This window comes from Polynucleobacter sp. MWH-UH23A, assembly GCF_040409805.1.
GTDB lineage: Bacteria > Pseudomonadota > Gammaproteobacteria > Burkholderiales > Burkholderiaceae > Polynucleobacter.
Map to the genome: position 1 here is coordinate 1,828,710 of NZ_CP099572.1, position 23,641 is coordinate 1,852,350.

Below are 23,641 nucleotides of genomic sequence, written 5' to 3' on the forward strand. Positions count from 1 at the left end.
TTCTAGGGTTCTATGCCCAGCTCAGTGGCGACAGCGGCACAATTTTGACGAGCTTCATTTAATGCTTCGCCCAAGCAATTGATGTGACCCATTTTTCTACCCATGCGGGGGGCAGATTTTCCATAGAGATGTAATTTAGCATCCGGATGTGCAAGCACCTTATTCCACGCTGGCTCTTTTGCTTGATCTTCATTCTTACCAAACCAAAGGTCGCCCAAGAGATTGAGCATTGAAACTGGGGCTAATTGACGGGTATCGCCTAATGGTAGTCGAGCCATTGCCCTGACCTGTTGCTCAAACTGACTGCTAACGCAAGCATCCATGGTGTAATGCCCAGAGTTATGTGGTCTAGGAGCGATTTCATTAGCAACGATATCGCCATTCTTTAAAACAAAGAACTCGACACACAACACGCCAACGTAATCAATCTTCCGTATCAGCGCCTTAGCAGCATCGATAATTTTTTTCTCTTGCGCAGGCTTTAATGAAGGCGCAGGCACTGTAGAGGTATGCAAAATTCCATCGCGATGCACGTTTTGAGAGACTGGATAAGCAACTACTGAATCGTCGTAAGCTCGTACTACCAGAGCAGAGACCTCGAAATCTAATTCCAAGCGTTTTTCTAATACACAAGGAACTTTACCCAACTCTACCCAAGCATCAGTCAATTGATCTGCAGTATGAACGGTAATCTGACCTTTGCCGTCATAACCCATACGGGCTGTTTTCAGGATTCCAGGAAATAAATCTTTTGGCACATGAGCAATGTCGGCATCATGCTCAATCACGAAATTAGGTGCTGGACCAATATTAGTTTCAGACTTCCACGTGGCTAGGAAATTCTTTTCGGCAATGCGATTTTGGGCTAAAGAAACACAGCTACTACGCGGTGCTACAAAGACCCCTAAAGACTCAAGCTCATCAAGTGCCTGCGCAGGGACATTTTCGAATTCAGTGCTAACGGCTGCGCACAAAGCAGCCACCTCTTTTAAAGCGGCAGAGTCTGTGTAATCAGCTTGAATAAATTTCTCAGCGATTGAACCAGCAGGGCTATCAGATCCTGGATCAAGCACACAAACTTTATAGCCCATGGCTTGAGCGGCTTGAGTAAACATGCGCCCTAACTGACCGCCACCCAATATTCCCAAATACGAACCCGGCAAAATGGGTTCCATACGATTTGCCATCTAGTTATATCCTGGCAAATTCATTGAGCGCGCCGCATCGGATTGTTTTACGCGAAACTCTTCCAATCGTTTTGCCAAGTCAGCATCATGCAATGCCAAGCCTGCAATCACATGCAAAGCCGCATTTGCAGCACCAGCCTCACCAATGGCGAAGGTAGCAACAGGAATTCCTTTGGGCATTTGCACAATTGAATATAAAGAGTCTTCACCTCTCAAATACTTACTAGCAACAGGCACGCCATACACAGGAACAATTGTTTTTGATGCCAACATACCTGGTAAGTGAGCGGCACCGCCAGCGCCAGCAATAATGGCTTGCAAACCATTTGCTTGGGCGTTCTCTGCATACTGAAACATATCATCAGGCATGCGATGAGCGGACAACACCTTGGCTTCGTGAGCTACACCAAACTGCTCAAGCATTTGAGCGGCGTGCTGCATGGTGTCCCAATCTGAATTGGACCCCATCACGATTCCGACAACTGGCTTTTTGCTCATTTAGCTCTCCAAATAACTTACATGCCTTTAGGGCCCTTTAAGACCCTTAGGGGCTCTATTATCCCTAAGATCCTTGGGTTAAGCGAGTCAGCGCCTCACGATACTTTTGGGCAGTCTTTTCAATCACATCAGCAGGTAACTGAGGAGCTGGGGCTGTCTTGGGCCACAACTTACCGTTTACTTGGGCAGTTTCTAACCAATCACGCACGAATTGCTTGTCATAAGAGGGTGGGTTTGAGCCAACATAGTAGGTTTCTGCAGGCCAAAAACGGGAAGAGTCTGCGGTCAGAATCTCATCCATCAGTACTAATTGCCCTGCATCATCCAATCCAAATTCAAACTTGGTATCCGCAATGATGATGCCACGTGTCGCCGCATATTCAGAGGCTTCTTTATATAAGCGAATACTGATATCACGAATTTGATTTGCTAATTTTTCACCAATCAGTTCAATTACTTTTTCAAATGAAATATTTTCATCGTGCTCACCCACTTCCGCTTTTGCTGCGGGAGTAAAGATTGGTTCCGGTAATTTTTGAGCATTTTCTAAACCAGCAGGCAACACAATTCCACAGACCTTACCAGTCTCTTTGTAGTCTTTCCAACCACTGCCAGCCAGATATCCACGCACAACCGCTTCAACCAAAATTGGCTTTAAGCGCTTAGCGACTACAGCACGGCCTTTAACCTGATCCACCTCATCAGGAGCAACAACAGTTGCAGGATCGATTCCAGTTAAATGATTAGGAATAACCTTTCCCAATTTATCAAACCAGAAATTGGCCATTTGATTGAGGACGATACCCTTCTCAGGAATAGGTTCGCCCATGACCACATCAAATGCCGATAAACGATCGGTAGTGATCATTAATAACTTGTCATCGCCCAGAGCATATACATCACGCACCTTTCCCTTGGAGAGAAGAGGCAAAGATTTAATGGAAGTAGCGTAGAGAGCAGGCATAAAAATTACTTCACGATCTGAGCTAACTTACCGCTCTTGTATAACTCAGCCATTTTCTCCAGCGGAATAGGCTTAATCTTGGACGCTTGGCCAGCAGAACCAAAAGCTTGGAAGCGCGCAATACATACCTTCTTGGCTGCTTCACGAGCTGGCTTCAAATAATCACGTGGATCAAACTTGCTTGGGTTCTCAAATAGGTAACGACGGATCGCACCAGTCATTGCTAGGCGAATATCGGTATCAATATTAATTTTGCGAACGCCATTCTTGATGCCCTCTTGAATTTCTTCAACAGGCACGCCATAGGTTTCCTTCATGTCACCACCAAACTCACGAATCTCTGCGAGTAGCTCTTGAGGAACGCTTGAAGAGCCATGCATCACCAAATGAGTATTCGGGATACGAGCATGAATTTCTTTAATGCGGTCAATTGCCAAAATATCGCCAGTAGGTTTCTTAGTGAACTTATATGCGCCATGGCTAGTACCGATAGCAATTGCCAAAGCATCACACTGGGTGGCTTTTACAAAGTCGGCAGCTTGCTCAACATCTGTTAATAATTGCTCTCGAGTCATCATGCCATCTGCGCCATGACCATCTTCCTTGTCGCCCTTCATAGTCTCAAGCGAACCTAAGACTCCCAGTTCTGCTTCAACCGTCACGCCGATCGAGTGAGAAAACTTAACAACTTCTTTAGAAACATCCACGTTGTATTCGTAACTAGCTACTGACTTACCATCCGCCTCTAACGAACCATCCATCATCACACTAGTAAAGCCACTCTTAATCGCCGCCATACAAACTGCTGGACTTTGGCCATGGTCTTGATGCATGACTACTGGAATATGTGGGTAGGCTTCAACGGCCGCAGAGATCAAATGGCGCAAGAACGCCTCACCAGCATATTTACGCGCGCCTGCAGATGCCTGCATGATGACTGGAGAATCCGCTTCGTTAGCGGCTTCCATAATCGCAGTCACTTGCTCTAAGTTATTAACGTTAAATGCTGGCAAGCCATAGCCATTTTCAGCAGCATGATCCAAAAGTTGTCGTAAAGATACTAAAGCCATGATGATCTCTTAATTTGAAATAGGTTTAAGGTTGTATTAAATATTGATGATGTTGGTTTACTTCACATGAATAATCTTCAGAGTATTGGTGCCACCTGGTTCCCCCATTGGCTCGCCTGAGGTAAGCACTACGGTATCGCCCTGCTTAACAGCGCCCAAGCCCTTTAAACACGCCTCAACCTCTTGCAAGGCGGTATCTCTATCTTTGGTGTAATCCAATCCAATTGGAGTGACATTGCGGTAGGTGCTCAAAGCGCGTTGTGTTGCAATCTTCGAAGTCAATGCAAAAATTGGCACATGAATATTATGACGACTCATCCAAATTGCAGTTGATCCTGAGTCTGTTAAAGCAGCGATCGCATCAGCGTTGAGATGATGAGCGGTAAATAAAGCGCCCAGGGCAATTGTCTGATCAATACGTGTAAATGTTTGATCCAAGAAGTCTGTATCCAATTGAACGCGATCAGACTTTTCAGCCTCTACACAAATTTCAGCCATTGCCTTAATTGTTTGTACAGGGTACATACCCGCCGCAGATTCCGCTGAGAGCATTACTGCATCAGTACCATCAAGTACCGCATTCGCCACGTCACTTACCTCAGCGCGGGTTGGTACTGGAGCATTAATCATCGACTCCATCATTTGTGTTGCGGTGATGGTGAACTTATCGGCCTCTCGCGCCCAACCAATCATGCGCTTTTGCAATGCTGGTACTGCGGCATTACCCACTTCAATTGCAAGATCACCGCGAGCCACCATAATGCCGTCACTCTCAGCAATAATACTTTTCAAAGCTTCTGGTTCGATCGCCTCGGCACGCTCTACCTTAGCAATTGTTCTGACCTTTCCGACGCCATGTTTTTTACTGGCCTCATCTGCAAGCTTACGAGCGTAAGCCATATCAGCGCCATCTTTAGGAAAGCTAATAGCTAAAAAATCGACGCCCATCGCAATTGCCGCATCTAAATCAGCGATATCTTTCTCGGTCAGCGCAGGTGCGGTCAATCCACCACCTGCACGGTTAATGCCCTTGTTATTGGAAAGCGGTCCACCCTGTTCAACCAGCGTTAATATTTTTCCGCCCTGAACACTTTGAACACGCAATACCACCAAACCATCGTTTAATAACAACCGATCGCCCTGCTTCACATCATTTGGAAGCTCTTTGTAATCTAAGCCAACACAATCTTGATTACCTAGCTCGCAATCTACATCCAAAGTAAATTTATCACCCTCTTTGAGCAAAATTTTGGTATCAGCAAATTTGCCTACGCGAATCTTTGGCCCTTGTAAATCTGCCATGATGCCAACTTCTTTACCGACCTCAGCAGAAATGCTACGTACCAAATCATGGCGCGCTTTGTGATCGGCAACAGTGCCATGAGAAAAGTTCATACGAACTACATCTACACCCGCACGAATCATTTCGCGCAAGACTTCTGGTTTTTCAGAAGCCGGTCCTAAAGTGGCAATGATTTTGGTTGCTCTAAGCATATTTAATCTTTCGCTCTCTCGGCCAACACCGCAAAGGCGGGCAGTGTTTTGCCCTCCAAGAATTCCAAGAATGCGCCACCACCAGTAGAGATGTAATCTACTTGATTTTCAATACCGTATTTAGCGATCGCCGCCAAGGTATCTCCCCCTCCAGCAATCGAGAAGGCAGGAGAATGCGCGATAGCAGCAGCTAACATTTTTGTGCCACCACCAAACTGATCAATCTCAAATACACCAAGTGGGCCATTCCAAACAATCGTTCCTGCATGAGCCAACATAATAGAAAGTCGTGCAGCAGTCTTTGGCCCGATATCCAAAATCATATCGTCTTCAGCAACTTGATCGGCTGGCACTCGGTTTGCACGCGCCAATGGTGAGAGTTCATTCGCAACCACCACATCTTCTGGAATAGGTACATGGGCGCCACGCTTTTCCATGAGATCCATGATCTCTTTAGCTTCATTTACCAAATCAGGCTCTGCCAATGACTTTCCAATAGCTAGCCCCTTGGCCAACATGAATGTGTTGGCAATACCACCACCAACAATTAGCTCATCCACTTTTTCAGAGAGTGCCTTCAGGATAGTTAACTTAGAAGACACTTTTGAGCCAGCAACAATTGCCACAAGTGGGCGCTTAGGGCTTGCGAGTGCGCGGCTTAATGCATCTAATTCAGCGGCCATCAGTGGACCGGCGCAAGCAACTGGCGCAAACTTCGCCACGCCATTGGTAGTTGCCTCGGCACGATGTGCCGTGCCAAATGCATCGTTTACATAAACATCACAAAGCGCAGCAATTTTCTTTGCCAACTCATCGTTGTTCTTTTTCTCACCCACATTTAAGCGACAATTTTCTAAAAGCACCACTTCGCCTGGACTAACTTCAAATCCGCCCCCAACCCAATCACTAATCAACGGTACTTTGCGATTGAGTAAGGTTGCAATCCGATCTGCAACTGGAGCCAAACTATCTTCAGGCTTAAATTGACCTTCAGTGGGACGACCTAAGTGAGATGTCACCATTACAGCCGCGCCCGCATCTAAACACATCTGCACAGCAGGCATTGATGCACGAATACGGGTGTCCTCGGTGATATTTCCAGCGTCATCTTGAGGAACGTTTAGGTCAGCGCGAATCAGTACTCGCTTACCCTTTAATTGGCCCGATTGGGCTAATTCACTTAAACGCTTCACTTTAAATAAGGATTCGGGCATGAGATAGGCTAAATATGGTGGTTTATGGGGAATACTCCATTCTAAATCGTCCCGCCCCACAACCCCCTAGGTCCTTACCTACAAATGGGGTCGCCTGCTCTACAATAGAGGCTTGGACACACCCCGAGCCAAATGGTCACAGACCGCCTGGCCTGGCGCCCCGATTAATCCGCTATTTACAGATAGCCTATAGACACAAAAGGTAGAAAAAATGTCGATGTCCGACCGCGATGGTTTTATTTGGTCCGATGGGAAGCTAATTCCTTGGCGTGAAGCGAATGTTCACGTACTAACCCATAGCCTGCACTATGGAATGGGCGTATTCGAGGGAATTCGCGCCTATAAAACAGCCCAAGGCACCGCCATTTTTCGCCTGCCAGAGCACGTAAAGCGCTTATTCAATGGCACCAAAATCTTCCAAATGAGCATGCCATATAGCCCTGAGGAGATCAGCAAGGGCATTATTGATGTCATTAATAGCAATAAGCTCGAAGCTTGCTACATCCGGCCGATTATTTTTATCGGTTCACAAAAGTTAGGCATCTCCCCCAAAGGCAACAGCATTCATACCTCAATCGCGGCATGGGAATGGGGTGCTTATTTGGGCGAGGATGGCATTAATAAAGGTATTCGCGTCAAAACATCTTCCTTTACACGCCACTTTGTAAATTCATCTTTGGTTCGCGCTAAAGCCTCTGGTTATTACATCAACTCCATTTTGGCTAATCAAGAAGTGACTGCCAATGGATATGACGAAGCTTTATTGCTTGATACTGAAGGTTACGTTTCAGAAGGTTCTGGCGAAAACCTCTTTATGGTTCGCAATGGCATTGTTTACACCCCAGACTTAGCTTCTTGCCTAGATGGCATCACCCGTGATTCCGTAATTCAGATTGCTAAAGATCTTGGCTATGAAGTACGTGAGAAACGCTTAACACGCGATGAAGTGTATTCAGCTGACGAAGCTTTCTTTACTGGTACCGCAGCCGAAGTAACCCCAATTCGCGAACTTGATGATCGCACAATTGGTGATGGCAAACGTGGTCCTATTACTGAAAAAATTCAGAAGACTTACTTTGACGCTGTTTACGGCAGAAATGATAAGTACAAATCTTGGCTCACCTTTGTTAAATAAGTTAATAGTATTTAGCCCCTAGAAAGCAAGTGATGACTCAATCTCAAGCTGTGATGGTTGACGGTAAAGATCTTCCTTTACATTGCCCAACAAACAAAACGCCTGCATGGAACTCTCATCCACGCGTCTTTTTGGATATCACAAAGACCGGGGAAGCGAAGTGCCCATACTGTGGGGCTGAGTACAAACTCATTCCTGGCACTGAGCCGCACGGACACTAATTCGATCAGCGCCCCATTCATTAAGGGGTGCTGAGTCGGGATACATCTCATGCAAGGTATTCTGATCATCGCCCCAAACTGGATTGGGGATGCCGTCATGACACAGCCATTATTGGCTACTCTAAAGACTCAATATCCAGGTTCCACAATTGACGTACTTGCAAGTAATTGGGTAGCGCCCATATATCGCGCATGCACTGAAGTCAATAATGTAATCGAAGCCGATTTTCAGCATAAAAGATTACAGTGGGAATTGCGCAAGCAATTAGCAAAAAATCTTCGAACAAAAGACTATCAAGCATGTTTTGTGCTTCCAAATAGCTTTAAGTCCGCACTCATCCCTTGGCTAGCAAATATCCCCTTTCGCATTGGCTACCGTGGTGAAATGCGCTTTGGATTAATTAATGTGGCGATCGATAATCCAAACAAAGTGAACCGACCACCAATGGTGGAGCATTACTTGGCTCTGAGTACATTACTTTCGGATGGCGAGTCTCATGCACCAGAATCGCTTACACCCAAGCTTAATGTTGCTTCAAGCGCCAACCAATCCATCAACAAAAAATTGTCTGATGTAAATATTGACCCCAATTCAGTATTGGTATTTTGCCCAGGCGCTGAATATGGACCAACAAAACGCTGGCCAACGAATCACTTCGCTGCCTTAGCTAGTAAGCTTATCCATGCCCATTCAAATGCAAACATTATTCTTCTAGGCAGCAAAAGCGATCATCGCCTAGCCGAAGAAATTCTTCAGCAATCCCAGAGTCGAGCAAATATTCATAACTGGTGCGGCAACACATCCCTGGATGAGGCCATCGCATTAATTGGTAAAGCTAAAGCCGTTGTCAGCAATGATTCTGGATTGATGCATATTGCCGCAGCACTCAAAACACCCCAAGTAGCTATTTTTGGCTCAAGTGATCCTGCACACACTCCGCCCTTATCAGAAAAGGCCAAGGTGATTTGGCTCAATCTCCCTTGCAGCCCTTGCCATAAAAAGGAATGTCCTCTTGGCCATCTAAAGTGTCTAAATGACATCCTGCCGCAACAAGTATTCGCTACACTGAATACCTTGCTATAGCCCACAGGAAACTAGCTATGACCAAACTCGCTAGACTTTTTCATAATGCCGATGAAGTGGTTGACGCTTGGCGTGATGCCCTACGTCATCGCGATGTTCAAGGAGCACTAGCAATTTGGTTGGATGACGATTCCATCACCTGCGTACTGCCAGAGGGTCATCGCTTAAGTGGTCATGCTGAAATTCGGGATGGTCTAGAAAGATTGCTTTCTAAGCAAGCCTTATTTTTAGAGCCCATCGCCTGTATCAGCCACTCAATTTTAGGCGCAGCAATTTATGACACTACGGAAGCCGTTCATTTCAGGGCAGATCAAATTGAGGCAGAGTTTTTTTTAAACATCACGCTGGTACTCTTGCAAGATAGTCAAGGTTGGCGCATTGCTCATTTGCATGCCAGCCGATCAACTGACGATACCTTTGACGCACCGTCAACACCTCACGGTCTGCACTAATACTATGGATGAGCAAGTATTACGCTCACTCATTAAATGGCCTAATGTGCCAGATTGTTATGGCTGGCTCGCTTTAGATCGCAGAGGTCAATGGCGTATGCGGGATGAATTTGCCCAGCAAAATGGATTGCCAGGTCAAGTCATTGAACATGCAGCCCTCAAAGAATTTATTAACCGCAATTACGCATGCGATCAATCTGGCAGATACTTTTTCCAGAATGGTCCACAACGAGTCTTTATCACTCTAACTAGCACTCCATGGATTGCAAGCATCATTCCCGGCGTAGTTGCCCCAAAGATAATTACACAATGCCAGACGGAAATACATCCAAGCTCAGCTCTTAGCGATGAGAATGGCAATATTTATATTGTCGGATTAATTAAGCGAAGCATTTGTAAAGATCTAGCAACTCAACAGTTTGATACGGTAGATTGTCTTAGCATTGCCTTACTGCATGATCACGACTTGGATCATTTTTCTGGGCTGGCTCAATTACGCGAGGAAGCTTGCAGTTTTGGGGGTTCGTGGAATTGGCAAGGCAAACATCTAGCACTAGATCCCATTCATTCCGAGGAACTGGGCAAACGCTTTGGATTTATCAAAAATCCCAAGCCGCTTTAATTGGTCAAGGCTAGCCAGGAAATTGCTTACCCTGTTCTTTTAACTCGTCCCGATACTGTCTCTGCATTTCTCGTAGGCGGGCATCAATACTAGAACTTTGGTAAAAATCGGCGCCCCCCGCACTTCGTGCAATCTTGAGTTGTTCAATAGCAGAAGGCCACGCCCCCTCTAAAGCGTACTTTTCACCTAAAGCAAAGTGGCGCATTGGAACATTTTTAGCTTGATCATAGGCATTAGATAGCATGCTCCACCACAGGATTTCATTGGGTTGCGAACGCGTACGCGCTTTTAACCAAGCAATCGCTTCAGTAGTACGTCCCATCTTGAGTTCAGCATTGACCATTGCAGCACCGGCAGCATATGACTGAGGATAAGCACGCAATGCATTCTGCGCAATTTGAAGTGCTTCTTCATTTCTTCCTTTTGCCAAAGCCAACTCAGAAGCAGTGATTTCAAGCGATAAACTCTGACGCTGAATTGGTGAACCTGGTGCGCTTGCTTTCTGAGCTAAATTACGTGCTTGCTGAAGATCAGATTCGGCTTGATCCCACTTACCTTGTCGCTGCGCGATCAAAGCCAGGCCGTAAAAACCTTCCATTTGCTTACCTGCTTGGGATTGTTTACTCAAGCTATCAAATGTGTTTTTTAAGTCGTAGAGACCGCTGGAACTACCCGCTTGCTCCATTCGTGCCCGCGCTTTAATGAAATAAAACTCCACAGCCGTGGGAACATTTCGTGCTGGAACGGTGCGCGCCCTATCTTGCATATCCGCAATACGATCGGTTGTGAGAGGGTGAGTGCGGACATAAGCAGGAACCCCTTTATCCATAATTCCAGTAGCTTTTTGCAAGCGTTGGAAAAACCCAGGTGCGCCATTGACATCATACCCACTGGCATCCAAGATCTGAAAGCCAATACGATCCGCTTCTCGCTCCGCATCCCTGGAATAAGAAAGTTGATTATTAATAGCGGCAGCTTGACCACCTTGCATTAAACCTGCAGCTGCTTGTGGGTTTCGAGACATCGCCAATGCACCTAAGACCATTCCGGCAATCGCGATCATCGTATTAGTGGTTTGTTTGTCCATCTGTCTTGCTAAATGGCGCTGAAGAACGTGACCAGTCTCGTGACCCATGACTGAGGCAACCTCAGAGTCTGACTCTGCACTTACCAGAAGCCCCGTATGAAATCCGATAAATCCGCCAGGCAATGCAAACGCATTGATACTGCTATCTTTCACGGCAAACAATTCGAAGTTGTAAGCGCCACTACCTTGCTCATTCGCTCCGCCAAGCTGCAACTTCTTAGCAGCCTGCAATAGACGCCTCTCCATTTGATTGAGGTAATCGTAAATGGGCAAATCATTTGAATAATCCGCGTCAGGTCGAATCTGGCGCATGATCATTTCGCCATACTTACGCTCATCTACTCGACTTAATGCATCACCACCAGGATCACCCATATCTGGCAACACGATCGCAGGCTGAGTTTGTAAACCACTGCGGGTTGGAGCATTCGCAGGTCGCGCATCCGGGGACTGCATAGCGCGATTAATATTGGAGATTGCCGCTGAATTTCCTTCTACAGAGACATCACCCGCTGGAGCGGCTCCTGCAGAATATACGGGAGAAACACAGGAACACCATACAGCCAGCACAAGCTGACCCGCCACCAAGCGGCGCCAAATTGCGATTTTTTGTACTGACTTTATTTCCTTCATCCCTATATGGTAAAACTTATCCCATGAACAAACTAACTCATTTTGATGCCAGTGGCCAAGCCCATATGGTAAATGTGGGAGATAAGCCCCATACCCATCGCATTGCGATCGCTACAGGCCAAATTACGATGCTTCCAGAGACATTCAAAATGGTCGAGGGCGGCACTCCCAAAAAAGGGGATGTTCTTGGAATCGCCAGAATTGCAGGCATACAAGCATCAAAGAAAACCTCTGATCTAATTCCGCTCTGTCATCCCCTAGCGTTAACTCATGTCAGTCTCGAATTTGCACTAGATCCAAAAACCAACAGCATCCACTGTCAGGTTAGAGCGGAAACTACAGGGCCAACTGGCGTTGAAATGGAAGCCCTCACCGCAGTCCAGGTGGCCCTCCTCACAATCTACGATATGTGCAAAGCAGTCGACCGAGGTATGGTGATGGGTGACATCAAACTACTAGAGAAGAGTGGTGGCAAGTCCGGCGAGTGGAAGGCACGATAAATTAATTTAAATAAACCACCACAATTTAGGTGGTTTATTCAGCCTAAACAAGTTACTTACTGATTCTGCACTCCGAAGGCAATAGCTGCGGTATTAAATTAGTTTGCGCAGACCTACAAGACCATCCACCAGCCCAAGTCGCACCTTCGGGCATAGATAAATCAATTGGTTTCGGTGAATTTGCATCGGGCTCATTGGTAGGCACCAGATGCAAGGTATTTTTACCTTCTGGGGCTACGCTGACCTGGTAGTCAATTGCAATCGCGCCCGATGGGGTAATTTCAATCAACTTCACACTTCTCGTTGGGGTAAAGCTAAAAGATCCATGAGTGGCCTCATCCATTGGAACGGTGCCACGGCTTGCAAATGCTTCAGTTACCGCAAGCTTGGCGCTGGATGATAAATTCATCCCTTCTACAACGCGAGTTCTCGCAATATAGTCCTGATATTGTGGCACTGCGACTGCAACCAGAATACCAATAATGGCAACCACAACCATCACTTCAATGAGCGTAAATCCTGCCTCGCGATGATCCTGTGCCAATTGCGTTTCTCTAGTAAGTGATTTCATATCTTCTGCTCCTGAGGTCAAATACCTCATGTTCCAGTCTATACCTGATTTGAACAAGGCAATAGAAAATTAAAAAGCCGGCTATTGAAGCCGGCTTATTCTGAATCACATGCATGAAACTAATGACTCGCAAACAACTTACTTATGCCTCTTTATGGCTATTCTTTTTCTTTAAGTAAGTGCCAACCAAAATGACAATAGCCACGCCTATCACCTCAAAGGCTAACTTTGCATCACCCAAGGCATCTTGAATGCCGCTCTTAATTGCCGGATCATCTACCAACATTCCCCCAGCAAGCAAGCCCAACAAACCAGCACCCAAAGTAATGATGATTGGGAAACGCTCCATCACCTTCAATAGCATAGCGCTACCAAAAATAATGAGGGGAATAGACAAGCCCAAACCAATAATCAATAGCAGCAAACGAGTTTCTTCTGGTCCTTTTTGAGCGGCAGCTGCAACAGCCAATACATTATCCAAACTCATGACCAAATCAGCAATCAAGATAGTGCGAATTGCCGCCCAAATACTGGACTCCGCTTTCATATCCTCTTCACCACCACTATCGGCAAGTAACTGTATCCCGATATATAAAAGCAAGATGCCGCCAATAATTTTTAAATAAGGTAAGGTCAATAAGGCAACCGCAGTGATAGTAAGCACAATACGTAAAATAATTGCGGCGGCACTACCCCAAAATATTGCCAACTTTTGCTGATGTGGCGGCAAATTGCGAGACGCCAGTGCAATTACCACAGCGTTATCGCCAGATAGCAAAATATTTGCAACGATGATTGATAAAAGAGCTGCCCAAAAGGTAGCATCTGAAAATGCTGAAAAATCCATACTGTCTCCCTACGTTTTTATATGTTTTAATTTCTAATACTACAAAAAGGGTGCTAAAAAATATTAGCACCCTTTTCTTAAGGCTAATTACAACATAGCTTTCAATAAAGCAGCCATCTCGGATGGGTTCTTCGTTACCTTGAAGCCACACTCTTCCATCACTGCAAGTTTGGCATCAGCAGTATCGGCACCACCAGAAATCAATGCACCCGCGTGACCCATACGTTTACCTGGAGGAGCAGTAACACCAGCGATGAAGCCGACTACAGGCTTCTTCATATTTTCTTTGCACCAGCGAGCTGCTTCAGCCTCATCTGGGCCACCGATTTCACCGATCATGATGACAGCATCCGTTTCTGGATCCTCGTTAAACATACGCATCACATCGATATGCTTTAAACCATTGATCGGGTCGCCACCAATACCAACCGCTGTAGATTGACCCAAGCCAATTGCAGTTAATTGACCAACAGCTTCGTATGTCAAAGTACCAGAACGGCTTACAACACCAATGCGGCCTTTTTTGTGAATATGGCCAGGCATGATGCCGATTTTGATTTCATCGGGAGTAATAATTCCTGGGCAATTTGGACCCAGCAACAATGTTTTCTTCCCGCCTGCTGCTTCTTTAGCCTTCATCTTGTTACGCACTTCAAGCATGTCACGCACTGGAATGCCTTCTGTAATACAGATAACAAAATCAAGATCAGCATCAACGGCTTCCCAAATCGCAGCAGCCGCGCCAGGAGGCGGAACATAAATCACTGAGGTGGTTGCACCCGTTTGCTTTGCCGCCTCTTTTACAGTTGCATAAATGGGAATATCAAAAATAGATTCGCCAGCTTTTTTTGGATTTACACCAGCAACAAAACAGTTTTTGCCGTTTGCGTATTCCTGACATTTTTCAGTATGAAACTGACCGGTCTTACCAGTAATACCTTGTGTAATGACTTTGGTGTTTTTATTAATCAAAATAGACATGTTGAAATTCCTGGATTATTTGTTTTTAGCAACAGCAGCAACCACCTTAGTAGCAGCTTCAGCCATTGAGTCGGCGCTAATAATTGGCAAACCTGAGTCAGCAAGAATCTTCTTACCGAGCTCTTCATTTGTACCTTTCATGCGCACCACCAAAGGTACTGTGAGGTTTACTGCTTTACATGCTGTAACAACACCGTCAGCAATCACATCACAACGCATAATTCCGCCAAAGATGTTGACCAAAATTGCTTCAACACTCTTGTTTTTCAACATGATCTTGAATGCTTCGGTTACTTTTTCTGCAGTAGCACCGCCACCAACGTCCAAGAAGTTTGCTGGCTCACCACCAAATAACTTAATGGTGTCCATTGTTGCCATCGCCAAACCTGCTCCATTCACCAAGCAACCAATATTGCCATCTAAAGAGATGTAAGCAAGATCAAATTTAGAAGCTTCAATTTCTGCAGCATCCTCTTCATCAATATCGCGATAGGCCACGATTTCTGGATGACGGAACAATGCATTTGGGTCAAAGTTGAACTTAGCATCCAAAGCCTTGATCTTGCCATTACCCTCAAGGATCAATGGGTTGATTTCTACTAGAGATGCGTCTGTATCCCAATAGGTTTTGTATAAGTTCTTGAAGACGTCGCGGGCCATTGGAATGGAGGCTTCAGGAACACCAATGCCTTTTGCCACAATGTCGCAATCTGCATCAGTCAATCCGACCAATGGATCGACAAATACTTTAATAATTTTTTCTGGATGTGACTCTGCTACTTCCTCAATATCCATACCACCTTCGCTAGAAGCCATGATCACATTCTTTTGTGTCGCACGGTCAGTAACGATACTGAAGTAGTACTCTTTTTTAATATCTGCACCATCTTCGATTAAGAGGCGATTTACTTTTTGACCTTCAGGGCCAGTTTGGTGTGTCTTGAGTTGCATGCCCAAGATTTCAGAAGCATATTTCTTCACTTCATCCATACTTTTAGCCAACTTCACACCACCACCCTTACCGCGTCCACCAGCATGAATCTGAGCTTTCACAACCCATACTGGGCCGCCTAGTTTTTCTGCGGCTTTTACTGCCTCATCAACACTAAATGCAGGAATGCCGTTTGGAACAGGCACATTAAATTGGCGCAGAAGTTCTTTGCCTTGGTACTCATGAATTTTCATAATGACTCCGAAACGGTATCTTTTTTAGCAAGCGATGTGGATTTAAAAACAATGTCGCCAAAATCCCATACTTACTCTGGAAATAGCTAAATTAGCCAATTTTTGAATAAATGCGAACGGCTTGACCGACTTCCTAAGTCTATCATGTTGCAATGCCGCAAATAGGGTTTTCTGATCCGTAATTGCCCTAATCGGGGGTCTGGCCACCAATAATCCTTGCCACCACATCTAGACCAAATCCCTTGCTGGCCAAGAAGCGATATTGCCTTGCACGCTCCTTCTGGTCTTGCGCTTTTACCCCATATTTTTTGGACCAAAGTCCGTAAGCACGCTCAAACTCCGTTTCCCTCAAATCGGCCAAGAGTTGGGCTGACTGCTGGGCATCTACACCTGCTCTTTGCAGGTCTTCCTGAATTTTCCGGGTACCGTATCGCTCACTACGGCGTCGAACCAACGCTTCTGCAAAACGCTCGTCAGATAACCAACCTCGAGCTTCAAAATCATCTAGAACCGCATCAATGTTCGAGGCGCTAGCTTGTGGATTGAGCTCAAACTCAGTCAATTTCGCCCAGCGTGCCTCTGACTCAGCTAGCTTTGCCGCCAAACTTTTGCGACTGTATTCTCGTAAAGATAAAAGACGCAAAGCCCGAGCTTTGAGACTCGGGCTTTGTTTGGGCTTTTTACTACTGACTTCTGTCATGTAATAACTCTACTGCGTTATTCGACTTCTTCTTCCTCGCTTAAGACATCTGTCACTACAGCAGATCCAGTTTTAACGCCTAGTTTCTCGCGGATTTTTGCTTCGATGTCTTTAGCGATTTCTGGATTCTCTTTCAAGAACTCGCGCACATTGTCTTTCCCTTGACCAATCCGATCACCGTTGTAGCTATACCAAGATCCCGATTTTTCAACGATATCGGCTTCGACGCCCATATCAATAATTTCACCTTCTCTTGAAATGCCAGCACCATACATAATGTCAAAAATGGCCTCACGGAAAGGCGGGGAAACCTTATTCTTCACGACTTTCACACGAGTTTCATTACCAACAACTTCATCGCCTTTCTTGATGCTGCCAATACGACGAATATCTAAACGCATGGAAGCATAGAACTTCAAGGCATTACCGCCAGTAGTCGTTTCTGGAGAACCAAACATCACACCAATCTTCATGCGAATCTGGTTAATGAAGATGACTGTTGTATTGGTACGCTTAATTGCACCAGTTAATTTGCGCAATGCTTGACTCATTAAACGCGCTTGCAAACCTGGTAAAGAATCGCCCATGTCGCCTTCAATTTCAGCCTTCGGGACCAATGCAGCGACTGAGTCAACTACGATTAGATCAATCGAGCCAGAACGCACTAATGCGTCTGCAATTTCCAAAGCCTGCTCACCAGTATCTGGTTGGGAAATCAATAGGTTGTTTACATCAACACCCAACTTTCCGGCGTATTGAACATCCAACGCGTGTTCAGCATCAATAAATGCACAGGTTCCACCAAGCTTTTGCATTTCTGCAATCGCATGCAAAGTTAAAGTAGTTTTACCGGATGATTCAGGTCCATAAATTTCAATTACGCGACCACGTGCAAGACCACCAACGCCGAGTGCAATATCTAAACCCAATGAACCGCTGGAGACCACCTGAATATCTTGACTAATTTCAGCATCGCCCAATCTCATGATTGAGCCCTTGCCAAATTGCTTTTCAATTTGCGCTAAAGCTGCTGTTAACGCCTTTTGCTTGTCTCCACTCATTCCCTCAAATTCTGAGGAGGCTGACTTTCTTTTATCATCCAAGGCCATTTTTTATTCCTTTTTCGCTTTTTATTGGGCTATTTCCCAAAGTTTTATCTACTTTCTAACAACTTAAGAGTTACTGTATATAAAAACAGTATCCTTTGCAAGCGACTTTTCTAAAGAATTTACGTATTTCCAACTAATCCATGCTCAACTGGGGTTCGATCCCAATAGAAAAAGAGTGGAATAGCGAATGCCCAGACCACTCCAACCAACATTAAGCCGATTGTTTGGCTACCAGAACCCCAAGATCCAGCCCCCATTCTTATACCAGCCTCGTAGGACATTGGACCGCAAATACCACCCAAAAAAGCTCCCAAAATGGGTCTGCCCCGCAACCAAGAAAGTGATCCATTGATAGTGGTGGCTACCAGAATCCATAGAACCCACATCCAGACAGGAGAAAGATGGCTAGTAGGCCAAGAATCGTGGAAATTCAAATAACCGAGCTGCACCAAGAGGCTGTCAGTAACAATGCCATAGAGCAAGGCTTTGCTTAGCAGACCTAGCGACTCCTTAGGCTCATTCAGATACCAGACATGAAAAGCAATATAGGCCGAAGTGACAAGCACCGCCCAAAAGACTTGTTGATTGGCCGCGCCCAGCACACAAGCAAACCAGCCAAGCTGAAAAAAGACAAAGTTCCAAAATTTAGCCATATCTTAATATCCAGCCATCTTAAGAAAAAAGCCACTGCCGCTGGGCAATGGCTTTTAGATTTGGTGGCGAATCAGGGATTTGAACCCCGGACCTGCGGATTATGATTCCGTCGCTCTAACCAGCTGAGCTAATTCGCCGAAGGAGTGATTGTAGCAAATTTCACTCCATATCGCTATGTGAAATAACTTAGATTCTGTCGTCTTTGAAAACGGTCATTTTCACGATTTAGGAACGGTATACACCTTGTGTACAGAATTTGTCGTTTAAAACGACAGTAAAACGCACATTAAAAAATTTAATCTGCTGAAGCCAATCCAAATTTATTCGTTAAGGCCCTCTTCCAGTACAACTCATACTCCTGAGGCAAATGAGATTGACCATCAACCCTTTGCAATAAGGCGCCTGCACTTACAGTTGGCAATTTAGAGGAAAACGGTATTGCACTACCTGAAGCGTCTCTGCACATCAGGTAATCAGCTGTTATTTCCTTGGGATGCATGAGCCCAGCCGCACCAATCAACTCAGAAAGAGATGTAATCGTATTCTTATGAAAGGCGTGAACACGCTCTGCCTTATCAGGTACAACCAAAGCTTTTTGACGAAGCGGATCTTGTGTTGCAACCCCTGTTGGACATTTGTCGGTATGACAAGATCTTGATTGAATACATCCCAAGGCAAACATAAACCCTCTGGCTGAATTACACCAATCCGCACCTAAAGCAAGCGCTCTAATAATGTCATAAGCAGAAATAATCTTTCCAGAAGCGCCTATAGCTATTTCTTTTCGCTTACCGATACCAACCAAAGTGTTATGAACTAAGCGTAAGCCTTCGCGCAATGGCATGCCCACATGATCGGTAAACTCCACTGGTGCTGCGCCAGTTCCACCTTCGCTACCATCGACGACAATAAAGTCAGGGCTAATACCCGTCTCCAGCATCGCCTTTGCAATTCCAAAGAACTCCCAAGGCTGACCAATACACAATTTGAAGCCAATAGGCTTGCCACCGCTTAATTTTCGTAAACGTGCGATAAATTGCATCAACTCTATAGGCGAAGAAAATGCCGAATGCTTAGCCGGAGAAACGCAATCTTGACCAATAGGCACTCCACGTGTTAAGGCAATTTCAGCAGTTACCTTAGGTCCGGGCAAGACGCCGCCATGACCTGGCTTGGCACCTTGAGAGAGCTTGATCTCGACCATCTTAATTTGCGGATCTACAACTTGCGCTGCAAATTTTTCCTCGGAGAAAGTTCCATCATCATTTCGACAGCCAAAATAACCTGAACCAATTTCCCAAATAATATCTCCACCAAATTCTCGGTGATATGGAGATATCGACCCTTCGCCAGTATCGTGCGCAAAACCACCCAACTTTGCACCCTTATTTAAAGCTCTGATTGCATTTGAGGAGAGTGCGCCAAAACTCATTGCTGAGATATTGAATATGGAAAGTGAATAGGGCTGCAAACAACTTGGTCCGCCCACTTGGATCCTAAATGTCACAGGGTCGGGATGTAGTGGGGCATTAGAGTGCCCCAACCACTCTCCATCTTGCCCATACATTAATTTGGTTGAGCCAAACCCTCTTTTGTCATTTACCTTCTTAGAACGACTGTAGACCATCGCTCTTTGATTTCTTGAAAAGGGAATTTTTTCTTCATCATCCTCGAGGAAATATTGACGAATTTCTGGGCGAATATATTCAAGTAAAAAACGCAGATGGCCAATCAATGGGTAATTGCGCAAAATAGAATGGCGATTTTGAATAACATCTGTAAGACCCACTAAAAATAGCGCGCCAAAAAGAATCGCCAGTGGAATACTGTAAAAAAAGAAGAAGGTCGCCAATACCAATGTGGAGAGCCATGCGAAATATCTTGAGTAATTCATTTGTCTACTCCCTTTGGTAGGGTTTTATGATGACACCAAAATAGTATCACTCATCTAAACATTATTTATTGGTCTCGTTGATCGACTCAAAAACAAGATTATTCATAGGACAATATCTTGAAACCACACTAAATACTCTCGATCGAGCATGTCGTTGGAAAATACCAGGTGATTGCTTAAAAATTCAGTAATGACCAAACTGAGATTGAAGCTATTGATAAGTTAGACCATCATGAGGCATTTGTGAAGTTTCGTAATTTGATAATTGGGCAACAAAAGCCCAAAAGCAATTACTAGATTTTTGTCGTTTTAAACGACAACTTCCGCCACTACCCTCGGCTCCAAGTCGTCTGGTTACAGGGTTTCTTCCAAGAAAGCCCTATTTATCGTACTTTGCGGGCGGCATGTCATATGGGGTGTAACACGGCGAAGACCAAGATTTTTTAACTTATTGATTTTATTTGGGAAAGGGTTGGCAACCTAAGGACCTTGCAAGTTATGATTCCGTCGCTCTAACCGGCCGAACTAATCCACCCCATTCTGTAAAGGCTAAGACCATAAACCGTAATATAGGCACATGAAAACGTCCCTCTCAAAATTACTCTTATTGTTTATTTTGATCGCTTTTGTACCCTTAAGGGCATTTGCCGCTCAAATCTTCATCACCAACTACCCATCGGAGGCCAATGCAAAAGTCTTCGTCACGAAATACCCTTAGGAAGCCAATTGCGTTGTTTATGAGACCCAATACTCCAGTGATAACGAACCTGGCGTGTGGTTTTATACAAAATATAAAAGTGATGCACGTGCTGTGATCTATTACACGCAATACAAATCCGATGCTGACCTCATTGTCTATTACACAAAATACAAGAGTGATGCGCGTTGTCGTTATTAATGCAAATTACTAATCTTTAGCTAATGCGATTGCTCTCTATTTCCTCTGGCAAGGTGACGCCTTTATTTGGTAATCACCACCCAGATTACAAGTCTGTTCCCTCAGCAATTCGTAAGGTTAGTATCAGCAACCTACAAAACCCAATGGCTGTTCAGATCAATAATCTTGGTGTTAAAGGTGATGAACAAGCAGATCTGAATGTGCATGGCGGCCTTGAAAAGGCAGTTTACGTTTACCCAGCAGAACATTACGCATTTTGGAATGAATTACTAACTCGAGAAACCAAAAAACCGATTACTCTTCAACATGGTGCTCTTGGTGAAAACTTTACGATTGAGGGTCTACTCGAAACTGAAGTATTTGTCGGTGACAAACTGGAGATCGGTGAATTACAGTTCGCTGTCACTAAATTGCGTGAACCATGCTTTAAGTTCAATGCAGCGCTTGGCTATAAGGGTGCCGCTAAGGCTATGGTTCAATCTGGTTATAGTGGCTGGTATTTGCGGGTACTCAAAACTGGAATAGTGTCTGCAGGGGCAAAAATTCAGCTTATCCCAGGCCCAAGACACACTTCGATTGCCCAACAAAACCAAAATCTTCTCGCTAAGCGCAATCAAAAAGATCTTTGGGATTGAAATAAAAAACCCGATCATTTCTGATCGGGTTTAACTTACTGCAGACTAAATATATTTAGTCACGTGCATAGATATCTACATCTTTGGTTTCACGTACGAACAATGTACCGATTACCAATGTCATCGCAGCAATCACGATTGGATACCAGAGGCCGTAGTAAATATTGCCGTTTTGCGCAACCAAGGCAAAGGAGATTGTTGGCAATAAGCCACCGAACCAACCGTTACCAATGTGGTATGGCAATGACATAGAGGTGTAACGAATGCGGGTTGGGAACATCTCAACCAACATCGCTGCGATTGGGCCATAAACCATGGTCACCAAAATCACCAAGTAAACCAACAGGAGCAATACAGCAACATAATTAATTTGCGCTGGATCAGCTTTAGTTGGATAGCCTTCTTTGTTCAAAGCTTCGCGAATAGCTTTCTTAAATTCAGCATCTTTTGCTTTCGCTTCGGCAGGGTCCATACCTACTGGTGTGTAGCCTGGAACCTCAATATCACCAATCTTCACAACAGCATTAGTACCTGCTGGGGCTGGAATGGTGGAGTAGCTAGCAGAGTTAGACGCCATCACCTGTTTTGCAATGTCGCAAGAGCTAGTGAACTTCGCAGTACCAGTTGGGTTGAACTGGAAAGTACATTGCGCTGGATCAACTGTAATTGTTGCAGGCGCTGTAGACATTGCTTTTTCTAGCGCTGGGTTAGCGAAGTGAGTCAAAGCATTGAAAACAGAAACTGGGGTATTTGGAATGTAAGTAATTACAGCCAATAACAAACCACCCATAATGATGATCTTACGACCGATCTTATCTGACAAGCTACCAAACACCACGAAGAATGGTGTGCCGATCACTAGTGAGGCGGCAATCAACAAGTTTGCAGTCTTTGGATCCACCTTCAATACTTGAGTGAGGTAGAACAAAGCGTAGAACTGACCGGTATACCAAACCACCGCCTGACCTGCGACCAAGCCAAACAATGCCAAGATAACAATCTTCAAGTTCTTCCATTGACCGAATGACTCAGACAAAGGAGCTTTTGATAATTTGCCTTCTTCTTTCATCTTCTTGAAAGCTGGTGACTCATTCATGGACAAACGAATCCAAACAGAGATCGCCAACAATGCGATAGAAACGATGAAAGGAACACGCCAGCCCCAAACGTCAAAGTCTGGGCCAGTAAATTCACGTGTGAACAAAATCACGAGCAAGGATAAGAACAAGCCTAAAGTAGCTGTGGTTTGAATCCAAGCTGTGTACGCACCACGACGACCATTAGGAGCATGTTCTGCAACATAAGTCGCGGCACCACCGTATTCACCACCCAAAGCCAAACCTTGAAGCATACGTAATGCGATCAAGATAACTGGAGCAGCAACACCAATGGTTGCGTAGTTAGGCAGAATACCGACGATGAAAGTCGCGCCACCCATCAATAAGATGGTTACCAAGAAGGTATATTTGCGACCAATCAAATCGCCCAAACGACCGAACACCAAAGCGCCGAATGGACGCACGATGAAACCGGCAGCAAATGCTAACAAAGCGAAAATGAAGGCTGAGCCAGCATCTAGGCCTGAGAAGAATTGCTTAGCGATAACCGCGGCAAGTGAACCGTATAAATAAAAGTCGTACCACTCAAAAACCGTTCCTAAAGAAGATGCAAAAATAACTTTGCGTTCTTCAGCGGTCATTGGGGCTGCTTTATGTGCTGTTGACATCCGTAGCTCCTAACTATTTTTATTGAAGTAAAAAACAACGGATTGATTATGCTGTGAAAAAAATTAAAGAAATCCACTAGTTAGGGTAATTCCCCATCAAATAGAGTCGGGGTTTTCCCGAGAAATGTGGATTTGATGCAACGCATTTAATCCATGATGTCTTCATGGATTTGCACTATTTAATAGCAAGTCGCCCTAGCAAGGTGCATTCAGCGCAACCCAAGTGCAAAACCCTGTATTTGTCTTATTGCAATTCGCTTTAATGATTATTGAAGTTGGC

23 protein-coding genes, 1 tRNA gene and 1 pseudogene are annotated in these 23,641 nt (G+C 45.0%); 8 read left to right on the forward strand and 17 right to left on the reverse strand.

Annotated features, from left to right (window positions below; translation table 11 throughout):
* Positions 1 to 2 precede the first annotated feature (2 nt).
* The 6 genes from NHB35_RS09500 to NHB35_RS09525 all read right to left on the reverse strand — a co-directional run bounded on the left by NHB35_RS09500 (position 3) and on the right by NHB35_RS09525 (position 6,427).
* Positions 3 to 1,187: a 5-(carboxyamino)imidazole ribonucleotide synthase gene (locus NHB35_RS09500; protein ID WP_353432121.1), complete on the reverse strand. Its 1,185-nt coding sequence runs from the start codon at positions 1,185 to 1,187 to the stop codon at positions 3 to 5.
* On the reverse strand, positions 1,188 to 1,685 hold the full coding sequence (gene purE / locus NHB35_RS09505) for a 5-(carboxyamino)imidazole ribonucleotide mutase (RefSeq protein ID WP_353432122.1): 498 nt from the start codon (positions 1,683 to 1,685) through the stop codon (positions 1,188 to 1,190).
* A gap of 64 nt (positions 1,686 to 1,749) precedes the next feature.
* A complete protein-coding gene (locus NHB35_RS09510) occupies positions 1,750 to 2,649 on the reverse strand; it encodes a phosphoribosylaminoimidazolesuccinocarboxamide synthase (protein WP_353432123.1) in 900 nt (299 codons plus the stop codon).
* 5 nt (positions 2,650 to 2,654) lie between these two features.
* The gene (gene fba / locus NHB35_RS09515) at positions 2,655 to 3,719 is read right to left on the reverse strand and encodes a class II fructose-bisphosphate aldolase (RefSeq protein ID WP_215316174.1); all 1,065 of its coding nucleotides are present in this window, start codon (positions 3,717 to 3,719) and stop codon (positions 2,655 to 2,657) included.
* Between the two features lie 57 nt (positions 3,720 to 3,776).
* Positions 3,777 to 5,213 carry a pyruvate kinase gene (pyk, locus tag NHB35_RS09520; RefSeq protein ID WP_353432124.1) on the reverse strand — a complete coding sequence of 479 codons (1,437 nt, stop codon included), beginning with the start codon at positions 5,211 to 5,213 and terminating at the stop codon, positions 3,777 to 3,779.
* A 2-nt stretch (positions 5,214 to 5,215) separates the two neighbouring features.
* Positions 5,216 to 6,427: a phosphoglycerate kinase gene (locus NHB35_RS09525; protein WP_353432125.1), complete on the reverse strand. Its 1,212-nt coding sequence runs from the start codon at positions 6,425 to 6,427 to the stop codon at positions 5,216 to 5,218.
* Positions 6,428 to 6,638: 211 nt separating this feature from the next.
* Here NHB35_RS09525 and NHB35_RS09530 point away from each other — a divergent pair, with 211 nt between their 5' ends.
* The 5 genes from NHB35_RS09530 to NHB35_RS09550 are packed head-to-tail and all read left to right on the forward strand — an operon-like array spanning position 6,639 to position 9,941.
* Complete coding sequence (locus NHB35_RS09530; protein ID WP_215390642.1) at positions 6,639 to 7,562, forward strand: branched-chain amino acid transaminase; 924 nt, start codon at positions 6,639 to 6,641, stop codon at positions 7,560 to 7,562.
* Positions 7,563 to 7,594: 32 nt separating this feature from the next.
* Positions 7,595 to 7,783 (forward strand): zinc-finger domain-containing protein, encoded by a 189-nt coding sequence (locus NHB35_RS09535; protein WP_215316182.1) that lies wholly within the window; start codon positions 7,595 to 7,597, stop codon positions 7,781 to 7,783.
* Positions 7,784 to 7,832: 49 nt separating this feature from the next.
* Positions 7,833 to 8,867: a lipopolysaccharide heptosyltransferase II gene (gene waaF, locus NHB35_RS09540; protein ID WP_353432126.1), complete on the forward strand. Its 1,035-nt coding sequence runs from the start codon at positions 7,833 to 7,835 to the stop codon at positions 8,865 to 8,867.
* 17 nt (positions 8,868 to 8,884) lie between these two features.
* Complete coding sequence (locus tag NHB35_RS09545; RefSeq protein WP_353432127.1) at positions 8,885 to 9,319, forward strand: nuclear transport factor 2 family protein; 435 nt, start codon at positions 8,885 to 8,887, stop codon at positions 9,317 to 9,319.
* Positions 9,258 to 9,941, forward strand: coding sequence for a DUF2946 family protein (locus NHB35_RS09550; RefSeq protein ID WP_353432128.1), 684 nt, complete (start codon positions 9,258 to 9,260; stop codon positions 9,939 to 9,941). Before NHB35_RS09545 ends, NHB35_RS09550 begins: the two co-directional genes overlap by 62 nt.
* 10 nt (positions 9,942 to 9,951) lie before the next feature.
* Here the strand turns inward: NHB35_RS09550 and NHB35_RS09555 are convergent, their stop codons facing one another.
* A complete protein-coding gene (locus NHB35_RS09555; RefSeq protein ID WP_353432129.1) occupies positions 9,952 to 11,661 on the reverse strand; it encodes a M48 family metalloprotease in 1,710 nt (569 codons plus the stop codon).
* A gap of 23 nt (positions 11,662 to 11,684) precedes the next feature.
* Here NHB35_RS09555 and moaC point away from each other — a divergent pair, with 23 nt between their 5' ends.
* Positions 11,685 to 12,161 carry a cyclic pyranopterin monophosphate synthase MoaC gene (gene moaC / locus NHB35_RS09560; protein WP_353432130.1) on the forward strand — a complete coding sequence of 159 codons (477 nt, stop codon included), beginning with the start codon at positions 11,685 to 11,687 and terminating at the stop codon, positions 12,159 to 12,161.
* Positions 12,162 to 12,213: 52 nt separating this feature from the next.
* On the opposite strand, the gene NHB35_RS09565 is transcribed toward moaC, so the two are convergent.
* The 9 genes from NHB35_RS09565 to NHB35_RS09605 all read right to left on the reverse strand — a co-directional run bounded on the left by NHB35_RS09565 (position 12,214) and on the right by NHB35_RS09605 (position 20,102).
* Entirely contained in the window at positions 12,214 to 12,732 is a 519-nt protein-coding gene (locus NHB35_RS09565) for a pilin (RefSeq protein WP_353432131.1), read from the reverse strand.
* Positions 12,733 to 12,874: 142 nt separating this feature from the next.
* Positions 12,875 to 13,579 (reverse strand): TerC family protein, encoded by a 705-nt coding sequence (locus tag NHB35_RS09570; protein ID WP_353432132.1) that lies wholly within the window; start codon positions 13,577 to 13,579, stop codon positions 12,875 to 12,877.
* 87 nt (positions 13,580 to 13,666) lie between these two features.
* On the reverse strand, positions 13,667 to 14,560 hold the full coding sequence (gene sucD / locus NHB35_RS09575) for a succinate--CoA ligase subunit alpha (RefSeq protein ID WP_353432133.1): 894 nt from the start codon (positions 14,558 to 14,560) through the stop codon (positions 13,667 to 13,669).
* A 15-nt stretch (positions 14,561 to 14,575) separates the two neighbouring features.
* The gene (sucC, locus tag NHB35_RS09580) at positions 14,576 to 15,745 is read right to left on the reverse strand and encodes an ADP-forming succinate--CoA ligase subunit beta (protein ID WP_353427238.1); all 1,170 of its coding nucleotides are present in this window, start codon (positions 15,743 to 15,745) and stop codon (positions 14,576 to 14,578) included.
* A gap of 187 nt (positions 15,746 to 15,932) precedes the next feature.
* The gene (gene recX / locus NHB35_RS09585; protein ID WP_353432134.1) at positions 15,933 to 16,445 is read right to left on the reverse strand and encodes a recombination regulator RecX; all 513 of its coding nucleotides are present in this window, start codon (positions 16,443 to 16,445) and stop codon (positions 15,933 to 15,935) included.
* Positions 16,446 to 16,462: 17 nt separating this feature from the next.
* On the reverse strand, positions 16,463 to 17,554 hold the full coding sequence (gene recA, locus NHB35_RS09590; RefSeq protein WP_353432136.1) for a recombinase RecA: 1,092 nt from the start codon (positions 17,552 to 17,554) through the stop codon (positions 16,463 to 16,465).
* A gap of 119 nt (positions 17,555 to 17,673) precedes the next feature.
* Positions 17,674 to 18,207, reverse strand: a complete 534-nt coding sequence (locus NHB35_RS09595) for a DUF2878 domain-containing protein (protein ID WP_353432137.1) — start codon at positions 18,205 to 18,207, stop codon at positions 17,674 to 17,676.
* Between the two features lie 61 nt (positions 18,208 to 18,268).
* Positions 18,269 to 18,345 (reverse strand) — tRNA-Met (locus NHB35_RS09600).
* Positions 18,346 to 18,503: 158 nt separating this feature from the next.
* Entirely contained in the window at positions 18,504 to 20,102 is a 1,599-nt protein-coding gene (locus NHB35_RS09605) for an FMN-binding glutamate synthase family protein (RefSeq protein WP_353432138.1), read from the reverse strand.
* Between the two features lie 733 nt (positions 20,103 to 20,835).
* On the opposite strand from NHB35_RS09605, the pseudogene NHB35_RS09610 reads away from it, so the two are divergent.
* Together NHB35_RS09610 and NHB35_RS09615 are read left to right on the forward strand one after the other, a co-directional pair.
* A pseudogene (locus NHB35_RS09610) lies at positions 20,836 to 21,000 on the forward strand (DUF6150 family protein); the annotation flags it as partial.
* Between the two features lie 23 nt (positions 21,001 to 21,023).
* On the forward strand, positions 21,024 to 21,635 hold the full coding sequence (locus NHB35_RS09615; RefSeq protein ID WP_353432139.1) for an MOSC domain-containing protein: 612 nt from the start codon (positions 21,024 to 21,026) through the stop codon (positions 21,633 to 21,635).
* Positions 21,636 to 21,690: 55 nt separating this feature from the next.
* On the opposite strand, the gene NHB35_RS09620 is transcribed toward NHB35_RS09615, so the two are convergent.
* Positions 21,691 to 23,361, reverse strand: coding sequence for an MFS transporter (locus tag NHB35_RS09620; RefSeq protein ID WP_353432140.1), 1,671 nt, complete (start codon positions 23,359 to 23,361; stop codon positions 21,691 to 21,693).
* Positions 23,362 to 23,641 lie beyond the last annotated feature (280 nt).